Annotated in this window: 12 protein-coding genes and 4 tRNA genes; 6 read left to right on the top strand and 10 right to left on the bottom strand. The window is 44.8% G+C overall.

Features of this window, described 5'->3' with window-relative positions; genetic code table 11:
- Window positions 1-420 precede the first annotated feature (420 nt).
- Genes FTT78_RS04525 through FTT78_RS04550 form a run of 6 tightly spaced genes read left to right on the top strand, consistent with a single transcriptional unit; the run spans window position 421 to window position 6654 of the window.
- The gene (locus FTT78_RS04525; RefSeq protein ID WP_180043892.1) at window positions 421-3258 is read left to right on the top strand and encodes a monovalent cation/H+ antiporter subunit A; all 2838 of its coding nucleotides are present in this window, start codon (window positions 421-423) and stop codon (window positions 3256-3258) included.
- 4 nt (window positions 3259-3262) lie between these two features.
- Window positions 3263-3628, top strand: a complete 366-nt coding sequence (locus tag FTT78_RS04530; RefSeq protein WP_004975886.1) for a Na+/H+ antiporter subunit C — start codon at window positions 3263-3265, stop codon at window positions 3626-3628.
- Window positions 3628-5436, top strand: coding sequence for a monovalent cation/H+ antiporter subunit D (locus tag FTT78_RS04535; RefSeq protein WP_180043890.1), 1809 nt, complete (start codon window positions 3628-3630; stop codon window positions 5434-5436). Before FTT78_RS04530 ends, FTT78_RS04535 begins: the two co-directional genes overlap by 1 nt.
- 2 nt (window positions 5437-5438) lie before the next feature.
- Entirely contained in the window at window positions 5439-5972 is a 534-nt protein-coding gene (locus tag FTT78_RS04540; RefSeq protein WP_180043888.1) for a Na+/H+ antiporter subunit E, read from the top strand.
- Window positions 5969-6244 (top strand): monovalent cation/H+ antiporter subunit F, encoded by a 276-nt coding sequence (locus tag FTT78_RS04545; RefSeq protein WP_004975880.1) that lies wholly within the window; start codon window positions 5969-5971, stop codon window positions 6242-6244. Before FTT78_RS04540 ends, FTT78_RS04545 begins: the two co-directional genes overlap by 4 nt.
- Before the next feature lie 11 nt (window positions 6245-6255).
- Window positions 6256-6654: a Na+/H+ antiporter subunit G gene (locus FTT78_RS04550; RefSeq protein ID WP_004975877.1), complete on the top strand. Its 399-nt coding sequence runs from the start codon at window positions 6256-6258 to the stop codon at window positions 6652-6654.
- Between the two features lie 121 nt (window positions 6655-6775).
- Here the strand turns inward: FTT78_RS04550 and FTT78_RS04555 are convergent, their stop codons facing one another.
- The 10 genes from FTT78_RS04555 to tpiA form a co-directional block, all read right to left on the bottom strand.
- Window positions 6776-7180, bottom strand: a complete 405-nt coding sequence (locus FTT78_RS04555; protein ID WP_004975876.1) for a ribosome-binding factor A — start codon at window positions 7178-7180, stop codon at window positions 6776-6778.
- The gene (gene infB, locus FTT78_RS04560; protein ID WP_178866000.1) at window positions 7180-9906 is read right to left on the bottom strand and encodes a translation initiation factor IF-2; all 2727 of its coding nucleotides are present in this window, start codon (window positions 9904-9906) and stop codon (window positions 7180-7182) included. The genes FTT78_RS04555 and infB overlap by 1 nt, the downstream gene beginning before the upstream one ends.
- Before the next feature lie 10 nt (window positions 9907-9916).
- Complete coding sequence (nusA, locus tag FTT78_RS04565; protein WP_131261098.1) at window positions 9917-11401, bottom strand: transcription termination factor NusA; 1485 nt, start codon at window positions 11399-11401, stop codon at window positions 9917-9919.
- A gap of 35 nt (window positions 11402-11436) precedes the next feature.
- Window positions 11437-11961, bottom strand: a complete 525-nt coding sequence (gene rimP, locus FTT78_RS04570) for a ribosome maturation factor RimP (protein ID WP_004975871.1) — start codon at window positions 11959-11961, stop codon at window positions 11437-11439.
- Between the two features lie 322 nt (window positions 11962-12283).
- Window positions 12284-12360, bottom strand: a tRNA-Met gene (locus FTT78_RS04575).
- 134 nt (window positions 12361-12494) lie between these two features.
- A tRNA-Met gene (locus tag FTT78_RS04580) sits at window positions 12495-12571 on the bottom strand.
- A gap of 77 nt (window positions 12572-12648) precedes the next feature.
- Window positions 12649-12725 (bottom strand) — tRNA-Met (locus FTT78_RS04585).
- Between the two features lie 49 nt (window positions 12726-12774).
- Window positions 12775-12859: transfer RNA gene (locus FTT78_RS04590), tRNA-Leu, on the bottom strand.
- Window positions 12860-12912: 53 nt separating this feature from the next.
- Window positions 12913-13242: a preprotein translocase subunit SecG gene (secG, locus tag FTT78_RS04595; protein WP_004975868.1), complete on the bottom strand. Its 330-nt coding sequence runs from the start codon at window positions 13240-13242 to the stop codon at window positions 12913-12915.
- Window positions 13243-13255: 13 nt separating this feature from the next.
- Window positions 13256-14047: a triose-phosphate isomerase gene (gene tpiA / locus FTT78_RS04600; RefSeq protein WP_019836081.1), complete on the bottom strand. Its 792-nt coding sequence runs from the start codon at window positions 14045-14047 to the stop codon at window positions 13256-13258.
- Window positions 14048-14057 lie beyond the last annotated feature (10 nt).

Genomic DNA, 14057 nt, shown 5'->3' on the forward strand with positions numbered 1-14057 from the left:
TTTTTATATTTTGAATCGTGTCTATCGACCTTTTCATACACGGTGAGTGCTGTAAACTAAAATGCAGCAGGTGTGACATCAAATAAGAAAATAGCCTGACTATTTTCTTATTGAACGGATGCATCTAACAGATTTTTAAGCACAGCATTAGCCAAAACCAAGCACAACCCAGTTTGCTGCTTCATACAGCGAAAGATGAGCATATTTTGCTGTCTAAGGTCATGCGGCAAGGCAAAATTGATTTTTGCATAGGCTGTTTCTGACCCATGCTGCAACCAATATGCTGGTCAAAACAATAGACAACGTGTCCACTGGCACGACCAATTGGCTTTCAAGATTGAGTCTTTTGGATGGCATGTTGCTGTCCTGTAATCCTTGAAAGATAAGATTCATCCTTAGGTTTCAAACCTATTCACGACAATGGATATGAGTGTGCTACCGATTATTATATTGTTACCGTTAGTACTAGGCACAACCCTTGTCTCGTGGCTGAAACAGTTTTCGCGCGGGGTAACGGCTTTAGGGGCAATTGGAGTCAGTCTCAGCAGCCTTATTCTGCTACTGACTCAAGCAAAAGCGGTCTTTAATGGCGCAACGATCATTCAAACATGGTCTTGGCTCCCTCAGTTAGGGATTGATTTAAGCTTTCGTCTAGACGCTCTAGGTCTGTTATTTTCTTTGCTAATTACGGGCATCGGTACGCTCATTTTCATCTATGCGTATTATTATTTAAGCCCTCAAAATTCACTCAGTAAGCTGTATGTGCTGCTCATGCTGTTTATGGCTGCCATGCTGGGCATCTCCCTGTCCAATAACCTAATTTTACTGCTGACGTTTTGGGAACTGACCAGTATTTCCTCATTCTTGCTGGTGGGTTACTGGAGCAATTATGAAGCTGCACAACGCGGCTCACGCATGGCACTCACCATTACTGGCATGGGTGGGCTGGCCATGCTCGGTGGTTTCGTGCTGTTAGCACAAATCACAGGCACTTACCAAATTGATCAAATTTTAATGATGACTGAGCAAATTCAGCAGCATCATTTATTTGTACCGACATTATTACTGATTTTATTGGGTGCATTTACCAAAAGTGCGCAATTCCCATTCCATTTCTGGCTTCCGAATGCCATGGCTGCACCGACACCCGTATCGGCCTATCTGCATTCAGCCACAATGGTCAAAGCAGGGATTTTCTTAATTGCACGCCTATTGCCAATTTTTGCTGGGGCAGCGCTGTATCATAATTTGGTCACTTTTATTGGCTTGTTTACCCTATGTATGGCCGCCTTCTTTGCCATTTTCAAAGAAGACTTAAAAGGTTTATTGGCATACTCCACCATCAGCCATTTAGGGCTAATCATGTGTTTGCTCGGCATTGGTTCACCACTGGCAGTGGCAGCAGCAATCTTCCACATCATTAACCATGCCACCTTTAAAGCTGCGCTGTTTATGATTGCGGGAATTATTGACCACGAATCAGGTACCCGCGATTTACGCAAACTCAGTGGTTTGTGGCAATTGCTACCGTTTACCGCCACCTTAACCATGATCACCGCAGCTTCAATGGCAGGTGTACCACTGACCAATGGCTTCTTGTCCAAAGAAATGTTCTTTACCGAACTACTGGCCAATTTGTCAGGCCCTGTCATGCTCATCTCTGCGTTGGTTGCCACACTAGCGGGTATTTTTGCGGTCGCCTATTCTATTCGCCTAGTACATGGCGTGTTCTTTGATGGCCCAATTGGTAAAGATGTACCGAATAAAGATGCACATGAGCCGCCTTTTGGGATGCGTGCACCAGCAACACTCTTGGCGATCTTATGTATTTTAGTCGGTATCTTGCCTGCATTATTGGTCGAACACATAGTCAATAGCACCACACGTGCCAGCACCCAACTGCTCAACTTTGAAGGTGCACATTTAGCCATTTGGCATGGTTTTAATGTACCCCTATTAATGAGTGCGATTGCTCTGCTAGGCGGGATCATCTTCTATTTCTCGCTCGCCAAAGGTGGAAAAATCCGTGAAATTGACCTCGACCCACACTTGGGGCAATTCCAAGGCAAACTGCTGTTTGAATTATTCTTAAAACATTTGCTACAAGTTTCACGCAAAATCAAACGTAAAACCGAAAATGGTTCACTGCAAAGCTATTTGGTGTGGATCATTGCTTTTACGGTATTCATGGTCGCGCTACCATTATTCAATCAGGGATTAACAACTGGCACACGTGAACTCACACATGCGCCTATGATTGCCATTGTTTTATGGTTATTGCTGTTCTCTGCCTGCTGGATGATGCTGTGGTTCCACCATGAGCGCATCAAAGCTGTCTTAATCAGCGGTGCAGTTGGCTTGGTCGTCACCATGATGTTTGTCGGACTGTCTGCTCCCGACTTGGCACAAACTCAAATCACGGTTGATGTCGTCACCACTGTTTTATTGCTGATGAGTCTATCGCTGCTCCCACAATTGACCCCGTATGAATCTAGCCGTTCACGTCGTTGGCGAGATGCCTTCATTGCGATTGGTGGCGGCATTGGTATCGGCTGGATTGCGTGGCTGGTTATGACTCGCGACCACAATTCAATTTCATGGTTCTTTAATCAGCAATCCATTCCACTCGGTGGCGGAACCAACGTGGTCAACGTCATTTTGGTGGACTTCCGTGGTTTCGATACCTTTGGTGAAATTACCGTCTTGGGCATTGCTGCGATTGGTACGCTGTGTTTAATGGATGGTATGCGTGCGCACGGCACTATCATGACCCAAGGTTTAACCTATCGCTTTAATCCTTCACCGTTGATGCTGCGGATTACCGCCTCATGGATTTTACCTATCGCCCTTGTGGTCAGCCTGTATATTTTCTTGCGCGGTCATAACTTACCAGGCGGTGGCTTTATTGCGGGCTTAATTACCGCAATGGCGTTGATCATCCAATACATTGCGCTTGGTCAAGACCACACCGAACAAATGCTCAAAGCTAAATCTGGACGTTTATACGAAATCTGGATTGGCGTGGGTTTAAGTATTGCAGGTCTGACAGGACTTGCCGCATGGTTCTGGGGACGTCCATTCCTCACCAGCGCACATATTTATGTCAATCCTCCGATTATTGGTGAAATGCACCTCGCTTCGGCTGCCTTATTTGATGTAGGCGTGTATGTCACGGTGGTTGGTGCGGTAATGTTGATGATTTCTGTCTTGGGCGACTCACGTCACTCAGGCATGTCTGGCCCACTTCCAAAGGAGTAATGCAATGATTAGTATTGAGTTTTTAATTGCGTCTGCCATTGGAATGTTAGTCGCGACAGGAATCTATTTAATTTTACGTGCCCGTACCTTTCCTGTGGTTTTGGGCTTGGCGATGATTGGTTATGCCGTCAATATTTTCTTATTCAGCATGGGGCGTATTCAGCTCAATGCACCTGCAATTTTGACTGAAGCTTCAAAAGTCACCGACCCATTACCACAAGCCTTGGTATTAACCGCAATTGTGATTGGTTTTGCCACCACCGCATTTATTGTGCAATTGGCGCTGCGTAGCCGTTATGAAACAGGGACAGACCACGTCGATGCCAAAGAAGAACATCCACTGCTCGACCCACGTGAGGATGAGCCATAATGACTGATTTCCTCCAATTTTGGCTACAGCATTCACCTATTTTTAGCATCCTGATTCCAACCTTTACCGCATTTATTTTAGTGCTATTAGGCAATCCGGGCTTTGGTTCACTCTCACATGACTGGCGTCAGCCATGGCGTCGTGGCATTAGTTATCTTTCTGCCACGCTCGGTTTAATCACGGCGATCAGCTATTTAATTCAGGTCAGCAGTGGGCAAATTATTATTTATAATTTGAGCGAATGGGCCGCCCCGTTTGGCATTATTTTAGTGCTAGATCAACTGTCTGCCCTCATGTTGGTACTGACTTATTCACTTGCCTTGCCATTACTGTGGTTTTCCAGCAAAAAATGGGATGAACGTGGTCGCTATTTTCATACCATGGTGCATTTCCTACTCATGGGACTTTGCGGTGCATTCCTCACAGGCGACTTATTTAACCTGTTCGTATTCTTTGAAATCTTGTTGCTGGCCTCGTATGTGTTGTTATTGCACGGTCAGGGCAAAGCACGTTTTCAACTCGGGATTCATTACGTCACCATCAACCTGTTAGCCTCTGCCCTGTTCCTAATTGGTTTAGGGATGATTTACGGCAGTGTCGGCAGTTTAAATATGACCGATGTGGCGCGTCTGATTCCGCTACTCGATGCTGATGCACATAAAATTGCGGTGGCAGGTGGCTTACTGTTATTTGTGGTGTTTGGTATTAAAGCCGCCATGCTTCCTGTCGGTTTCTGGCTACCTAAAACCTATGCCGTGGCGACAACCCCTGTGGCAGCCTTATTCACCATCATGACCAAAGTCGGTGTGTATGCCATTTTGCGGGTCAATGGAACCGTATTTGATGATGCGCTGAGCCATAAAATCCTACAAGACTGGTTACTGCCGATTGGTCTAATTACCTCACTGTATGGGGTCATAGGCGCAATTGGTGCAGAGCGCTTACGTCGTTTTGTCGGTTTTATGGTGCTGTCTTCAATTGGTACGATCCTGATTGCCATTTCGATGCTGAACACACAGGCATGGTCAGCTGCACTGTATTACTTGGTACACAGTACCTTAATTGCAGCGGCTTTCTATTTGCTGTGTGGCTGGATTACCTCACAACGTGGCGCATTTAAAGATCACTTCAATATTGCCCCGCAAATGAAGCAACACAAAGTACTGGCAATCACATACTTCATGATTGCCTTAATGATGGCAGGTTTGCCACCGTTTAGTGGCTTTTTGGGCAAGGTCTTTATTTTGCAAGCCACCGCCAATATGGCACATCAAGGCTGGATTATTGGCATTATTCTCTTGGTCAGCTTGCTGAGTATTATTGCATTCACCCGTGTCGGCTTTATTTTATTTTGGCGCGCGACCAAACCTGAAGATGATGCGCAAACTGAAGCCTATTATGAATATCAGGCACTACCTGCGATTGCACCGCCCCGTAATGACCGTGTCATTTATTTTCTCCTAACGGGTTTAGTGCTGTACGTGGTATTTGCCAATCCAATTCAACAATATATGCTGAAGACTGCACAGCAGATTCAACATAATGCGGCCTATGAAGCACTGATTCTGAAAAAAGACCGTGCTGCAAATGTGATTAGCGTACAACCTTATGATCCATTGTACTTACCTCAAACCAAGTACGGTGGCGAAGCAATTGACACCAATGCACATTTAATTCCCTATGTGATTGATCCAAACACCTTGGAAGGCGAGCATATTTCTGACTATAAACAACGTCAGATTCAACAGCAAAATCGTGAGGAAGCACAGCAACCTAGCGATACTCAACTCAAACCTGCGGAGCCCTAAACATGCAAAAAACGAGACCAAAAACTTCGTTTTGGGGTAACCTGCTGCCACACCCGTTTGTATCTGTCTTGGTGGCACTGAGTTGGCTGATGTTGGCGCATAGTGTTTCTGCAGGGAATCTGTTGATGGCACTGGTCTTGGCGCTCTTGATTCCCAAACTGATCCAGCCCTTTATTGCGCGTACACCAGACATCAACTGGACTGCAGCCATTCGCTTATTCTTCGTGGTGGTCTGGGATATTATGATTTGTAATATTCGTGTCGCAAAACTGGTACTTGGCCCAACAGACCGTATGCAGCCAAAATGGTTCCGTGTCCCTCTCGAAACACAACACGAACAGGTCAACAGTATTTTGGCGATGATCATTACCACCACACCAGGCACGGTTACAGCAGGTATTGACCAAGACCGTGGCGATATTTTGGTGCATGCCTTAAACACTGCAGATGAAAGTGTAGATATTCAAGACATCAAAAATCGTTATGAAAAACCGCTGATTGAAATTTTTGGTGCACAGTCAGGAGAAAAGCAATGATGATTCTGCCTTATGCACTTGGAATCTGCATGGTTGCGATTACGCTGTCCATGTTTATGTGCCTATATCGCCTGATTATTGGCCCTTCAATTGTAGACCGCCTGTTGGCCTTGGATACCTTGTTTTTAAATGCGACCTGCTTGGTGGTGGTTCTGGGTATCTATTGGACCAGTACCTCATTATTTGAAGGTGCGTTATTGGTGGCGATGCTAGGCTTTGTGTCTACTGCAGCACTGGCGCGTTACTTCACCAGTGGTCATGTGATTGATTAAGGAGAATGAACATGCAATTACTCATGGAAATTTTAGTGTCATTCTTTTTAATTATTGGCGCATTTTTCATGTTGGTGGGCGGCATTGGCATGGTTCGCCTACCCGACTTATTTATGCGACTGCATGCCCCTACAAAATCCAGTACTTTAGGACTAGGCAGTTTCTTAATTGCAGCCATTATTTATGCGGCATTTGAAGGACGATTTGGCTTTGCAGAAGTATTAATCACCCTATTTGCGTTTATTACCGCGCCTGTTTCTGCCAATTTAATGGCACAGGCAGCACTGCATTTACGTTTACGTTCGATGAGTGGCAATGTGCCTGAAACCTTAGACCGTCCATTACCGTGGCAACGCCAACGTCGTAATTTACGTCGTTATGAAAAAAAGTCCCATGATGATTTGGTCTAGAATATTAGTCAGGCATTAAAAAAAGCATCGTATCCGATATAACCTTGCTTACATTGCAAAAGCTCAAACATGATAGACAAAAAAATGCCACCCGAAGGTGGCATTTTTTATCATCACTGATTTATTCTTCATCTTGCTTAGGTGCTGCAGGAGGTAAATCTTTTACCGCTTCTGCAATCAAACCAAACATATAGTTACCATAGGCATTGGTTTTATCGTAGTGAAAACGCAAACGCGGGGTAATACGTGTCTTAATACGACGGCTTAACTCATGGCGCAAGAAGCCTGATGCTTTATTCAACACATCCAAGGTTTCTTTATTTGCCGTTTCGCTTTGCTCATCGCCTAATTCACGTCCCATGACGGTCACGTACACTTCCGCATATCCTAAGTCTGGGCTCACCTTCACTGCAGAGATGGTCACAAGACCACCTAAGCGTGGATCTTTCAGCTCTTGGCGAATCAGTTCTGACAGCTCACGCTGTACTGTATCCGCCATACGCTTCAGACGTTGACTACCCGCCATTAAAGACTCCGTTTAATCAATTGAACATCGTACACTTCAATCTTATCAAGTGGTTTGATGTCTTTATAGCCTTTTACTGCAAGACCACATTCCATACCTGCGCGAACTTCTTCCACCACGTCTTTATAACGACGAAGTGACTCAAGCTCACCTTGGAATACCACCACATCATCACGTAATACGCGAATTGGTTTGTTACGGTGAAGTACGCCTTCAAGTACCATACAACCTGCAGCTGCACCGAACTTACTTGAGTGGAACACTTCACGCACTTCTGCAACACCCAAAATAGTTTCACGGTGTTCAGGTGCAAGCTTACCGCTCATCGCATCTTTCACATCATCAATTAATTGATAGATGATGCTGTAGTAACGAATGTCAATACCATCGGCATCGGCTTTTTGACGCGCAGTATTGTCAGCACGTACGTTAAAGCCCAGTAATACAGCTTCTGAAGATTCTGCAAGCGTAACGTCAGACTCAGTGATCGCACCTACGCCTGAACCAATCACACGTACACGTACTTCATCGGTAGATAACTCGCCCAAGGCAACAATCAAGGCTTCCAAAGTACCACGTACATCGGTCTTCAATACCACATTGACAAATGGAACGTCTTTTTTGCCCATTGATGCCATGATGTTTTCAAGACGCATTGCGCTTTGACGCTCAAGACGTTTTTGACGCTCACGATCCATACGCGCATCGGCAACTTCACGTGCTTTCTTCTCGTCATTTACAACAAGAACTTCGTCACCTGCCATTGGCGCTTCAGGTAAACCTAAAATTTCAACTGGAATTGAAGGACCTGCAGATTTAATACGCTTACCGTTTTCATCAGTCATGGCACGTACGCGACCATAAGATGAACCTGCAAGTACCAAGTCACCTACATTCAAAGTACCGTTTTGTACCAGAATTGACGTCACTGCACCGCGACCTTTATCTACACGCGCTTCAATCACCACACCTTGCGCTGCACCTTCTTCAGATGCTTTCAATTCCATCATTTCTGCTTGAATTGAAATTAAGTCAAGAAGTTCATCAATACCTTGACCTGAATGCGCCGAAACCATTGCAACAGGTACGTCACCGCCCCATTGTTCAGGTACGATTTCTTTGGTGGTCAATTCATTCAATACGCGGTCTGGATCAGCCGATTCTTTGTCCATTTTGTTAATGGCAACAATAATTGGCGTACCCGCTGCACGCGCATGGTCAATGGCTTCTGCAGTTTGTGGCATCACACCATCATCTGCCGCAACGACCAATACCACGATATCTGTCGCTTTCGCACCACGTGAACGCATTGCAGTAAACGCTGCGTGTCCCGGTGTATCTAAGAAGGTGATAATGCCTTTATCGGTTTGTACGTGGTATGCACCAATGTGCTGGGTAATACCACCCGCTTCGCCTGCAGCCACTTTGGCACGACGAATACGGTCAAGTAATGATGTCTTACCATGGTCAACGTGACCCATGATGGTCACCACTGGTGGACGTGTCGTTTGAACACCACGTGCCTCTTCAGCAGCTTCAAGTAAGTTATCTTCAGCTTGCGTATCAGATACTAGAACTGGGTTGTGGCCCATTTCCTCAACTACAAGTGCTGCAACTTCTTGCTCAATCGCTTGGTTTTGCGTAACTAACTCACCCATTTTCATGAGTGATTTAATAACTTCGCGTACTTTAACTGCCATTTTTGCAGCCAAGTCCGCAACCACAATCGTTGCACCAATTTCAACATCATAAACTTGTTTTTTAACTGGTTTTTCAAAGCCGTGCTTGTTGGCTTGGCTCGTTTTCAAACCGCGTTTATGTGAGTTTTGGCTGAAAGACTGTTCTTCCTGACCACGACGACCACCTTTTTTCGGTGAACGTGTATTGGTGGTGCTGGTACCACGCTTGATTTCACGGTCTTCTTTGGCAAATGAATCTTCATAAGCCTGACCCACAAGACCAGCCGCCAATGGAGAATCATCTACCACACGAATGGTAGCGGTTGCATCTTCATTTGAGTATTTAGATGCCATCTGACGCATTTGCTCAAGCGTACGTTGCTGCGCTTCTTCAGCAGCTTTACGACGTGCTGCTTCTTCAGTCGCTTTCAACTGAGCTGCTTGCGCTTCACGCGCTTTCTTTTGCTCAGGTGTTTCAGTGACTTTCACTGCTTGCTTCACAATTGGCTTGTTGGTTGACTTACGTTTCACCACAACCGCAGCTTTTGCAACTTCTTGCTTGGCTGTTTCTTGCTTGGCTGCTGCACGCATTGCATCTAAAGCTTGTTTCGCTTTTGCGGCACCTGCTTGAGGCGCGTCTGCTTTCGCTTTGCTCTTTTCTGCCACGTCACGTGCTTGCTGTTCTGCTTGCGCTTTTTCAGCTGCTTCCGCCTGTGCTTTTGCCAGTGCTTCCGCTTTAATCTGTTCAGGATCTGGCTTTACAAATGTATGCTTCTTGCGAACTTCTACATTAATCGTTTTCGCTTTGCCCGAAGTACTTGCCACTTTAGCGGTACTGGTGGTTTTACGTTTCAACGTGATTTGTCCTGCTTTACCCTCTTGACCGTGAACCTTTTTTAAATGGTTCACTAGGGTACTTTGTTGTTCCGTGGAAATAATATCGTCAGCGTTACGCTGTGGTAAACCTGCGTCACGAACCTGTTCCAGGAGTTTCTCAACTGGACGACCTACACTGAGCGCTAACTCTTTAATCGACTTGTCCGTCATATATTACCTCCTAGTTAAACCATGATTCGCGCGCTTTCATAATCAATTGACCCGCTTTATCTGTACCTAGACCTTCAATATCTTCGATATCGTCAGTCGCTTGGTCAGCTAAATCATCAACTGTGATGACACCACGAGCGGCAAGCGCATAAGCGATCTCTTGTGTCATGCCTTCCATTGCTAGAAGTTCTGCACTCGGATCTTGGATATTTTCTTGCTGTTGCAATGCGTCTGCCAATGCCACTTCTTTGGCACGACCTTGTAACATTTCAACAATTTCTTCATCTAAATCAATTTCGTCAAATGTTTCCGCAGGAACATACGCAATTTCTTCTAATGAAGTGAAGCCCATTTCTACCAATGCCATCGCCAAATCTTCAGCAATGTCTAGACGTGAAACAAACAAGTCTAAGTATTGTTGCGCTTCATTTTGCTGACGTGCGTGATACTCTTCTTCAAGCATCATGTTCAGCTTATAACCTGTGAGTTCAGAGGCTAAACGTACGTTTTGACCTTGTGAACCAATTGCACGTGCCAACTGATCGCTGGTTGCGAAAATAATGTCGGCAGTACGTTCTTCTTCATCAATCACAATACCCGATACATCGGCTGGCTCTAAAGCACTGGCGATATATTGTGCTGGATCATCAGACCACACCACAACATCAATACGCTCACCATTTAACTCTTGCTGTACCGCTTGGATACGTGTACCACGCATACCAATACATGCACCTACAGGGTCAATACGATGGTCGTTGGTTTTTACTGCAATTTTTGCACGTACACCTGGCTGACGCGCTGCTGCTTTAATTTCGATGATTTCTTCAGAAATTTCTGGAATTTCTTTTTTCATCAATGCAATCAGCATTTCAGGCTTGGCACGTGACAACAACAATTGTGCACCACGACCTTCACGGTTCACGCTGTACAAAATTGCATTCACACGCTGCTTAGGACGCAAAATTTCTTTGGCGATCATTTCTTCACGCGCCAAATATGCTTCTGCATTGTCGCCCAAATCAATAATAAAGCCATCTTTGGTTTGCTTTTTCACTTCACCGTAAATCAGCTCGCCTACTTTGGCTTCATAAGCATCTGCAACCAATGCGCGTTCTGCTTCACGAATTTTTTGCACAATCACTTGCTTGGCAATTTGCGCAGCAATACGACCGAAGTCAATTGACTCAACTTCAAGTTCGCGAATATCGCCAATTGACCACTTTGCAGGGTCTACATCAGAAATTGCATCTTGGCATGCAGGCATTTCATGATCTTCATCTGCCACCACTTCCCACTGACGGAAAGTGCTGTAGTCACCTGTTTTACGATCAATTTCCACACGTAAACGTGCTTCTTCTGAGTTTGTGCCTTCGTAGAATTTCTTTTTCGTCGCAGCAACAAGAGCCTGTTCAAGCGCCTCAAAAATTGCCTCACGACTTACACCTTTTTCGTTACTAACCGTTTCAACGACGGTAAGAATTTCACGTGCCATAAGTCACCTATTCGTTCAGATTCTTATTAATTTGATTAATCTTGGTAAATCAGGTTTGCTTTATCAATATTGTGACTGTCAATCTCCAATACCTGCTGTTTTTCCACTTCGACCTGAATGGTTTCATTTTCCAGATCTACAGCAACCAATTTCGCTTGAAATTTACGACGGTTTTCTACAGCACTGATTAAACGTAACGCAATGGTTTGCCCAATATATGCAGGCAATTGCTCTAATTGGAAAAATGGACGATCCCAACCCGGAGAGGATACTTCAAGTGCATATTCACCTGAAATTGGATCATGCACATCAAGCATTGCACCAACTTGCTGGGTTACACGTACACAATCTTGCACACCAATACCACGACCTTGCTCTAATTCGCCATCTTCATTTAAGACAGGTTCTGCATTTTCATCGACAGCTTTGTCGATATAAATACGTAACAAAGAACGCTTACCTTGTGGAATAAACTCGATTCCCCAAAGATCCACATCACATGCTTGCACTGCTGGCGCAATTAAGTCCTGAAGTGCTTGAGTTTTATTTGATAGCTTCATTTACTCTCGTCATTCTGCTGCGGTTCAATGGTCTTATTTGACCACTACACATTCATACAAACTATAGTAGTAGTGAAACATGACACTTTGACTTTAGGCCGCGCACGGCTTGTATCGACACTACACGATAGCCAATAAAAAAGGGCGTAATCGCCCCTATTCTTGCACAGTAAAACCAATATCCACTGTGCAAAAAGGCCCACCTAGTTGTGAGCCTCTTTAGAAACTTGGTTGCGGGGATTAGACTAAATCTAACCATCTTTGCTAGTTTATTATGCTGAATTCAATCAACTAAAACTAACGTACCACACCATTAGAAACTTGGTAGCGGGAGCTGGATTTGAACCAACGACCTTCGGGTTATGAGCCCGACGAGCTACCAGACTGCTCCATCCCGCATCAACGTGCAAAAATTATATACAAATATGAATAAGTTTTCAATCAAACTTAGCATTTTTGCCTGACTTAAGTTGCACCTTAGTCAGTATAAAGCGTAAAACTCATATTAGAGCATAATCACACTTTTAAAATATTGGTAGCGGGAGCTGGATTTGAACCAACGACCTTCGGGTTATGAGCCCGACGAGCTACCAGACTGCTCCATCCCGCAACAACATGTAAATACTTATCTCAACCTAAAATAATTTAAGTTGCCTACGCTTAATTCACGATAAGCTTAGGATTGATTGGTAGCGGGAGCTGGATTTGAACCAACGACCTTCGGGTTATGAGCCCGACGAGCTACCAGACTGCTCCATCCCGCATCAACAGATTTGCTGCTTAACACCAACTTATGTTTTCTGGATTATAAGTTGGTGCGGAAGGGGGGACTTGAACCCCCACGCCCGAAAGCACTACCACCTCAAGGTAGCGTGTCTACCAATTCCACCACCACCGCAGCTGTGACGCATTCTAGTCGCATCATGCGAAAAAAGAAAGTGCTAAATAAAATTATTCAGCGCTTTTAGGCGCAGTTGGTGAAGTTTCAGGCGATACTGGCTGTGCAGGTGCAGTCGTTTGTACAGTCTGCAAACTATATGCACCTGTGGTTTGTTTCTTGGCAAACACCGCTAAAGTTAAACTGGTTGCAAAAAACAATGCTGTTAAAATTGCCGTTAAACGGGTTAAAAAGTTACCTGAGCCTGACGCACCAAATACGGTTGCCGCACCACCGCCACCAAAAGAAGCGCCTGCATCTGCACCTTTACCATGCTGAACCAAAATTAGTCCAATCATTAAAATGGCTAAGATAATATGTACTACCAGCACAAATGTTTGCATGCTGAACTCCTCATTATTGTGTATTTGCAAAGGCTTGCGCAATTTGATGGAACGATGCCGCATTTAAGGATGCACCACCGACCAAAGCACCATTAATGTCTGGGCAGGCTGCTAACTCTACGGCATTTTCTGGTTTTACACTACCACCATATAAAATAGGTAGAGTCACCGCATAAGCGGTGATTTGGCTTAAACCTTCACGGATTTTTGCATGCATGGTTTGCGCATCTTCAGGTGATGCGGTCTTGCCTGTACCAATTGCCCAAATAGGTTCATACGCAATCACTATCTGTTGCCATTGCTCAGCGTCAACCACAGCAGCAATATCACAAATTTGTTGCAAAACAACTTGCTCTGCCTGACCGCTTTCACGTTGTTGCAGACTTTCACCCACACAATAAATAACTGTCAAACCTGCCTGCAAGGCATTTTTAACTTTTTCATTCAAAATGCTTGGTGTGTCTGCAAAAAGTTCACGACGTTCTGAATGCCCAACCAATACATAATCAATTTGACTGTCTTTTAGCAATTCTGCACTGACTTCGCCTGTATATGCACCCAAACCCGCAATACGGGAAAGGTCTTGTGCAACGGTATAGACAGGACGTACTGCTTCGCTCAATGCAGCTTGAATTTGAGTTAAAGCCAAAGTGACAGGTGCAATCCCCAAATGACACTTTTCAGCCTCTACAGGGCTGTCTTGTAATAATGTTTTAAATTCAGAAATAAGTTGCTGAGCATCGGCATGTATCGGATTCATCTTCCAATTGCCAACCACCCAAGGCTTAATCGTCGTAGCCGACATAGAATAACCT

The organism is Acinetobacter sp. YH01011 (assembly GCF_013420785.1).
Lineage (GTDB): Bacteria > Pseudomonadota > Gammaproteobacteria > Pseudomonadales > Moraxellaceae > Acinetobacter > Acinetobacter towneri.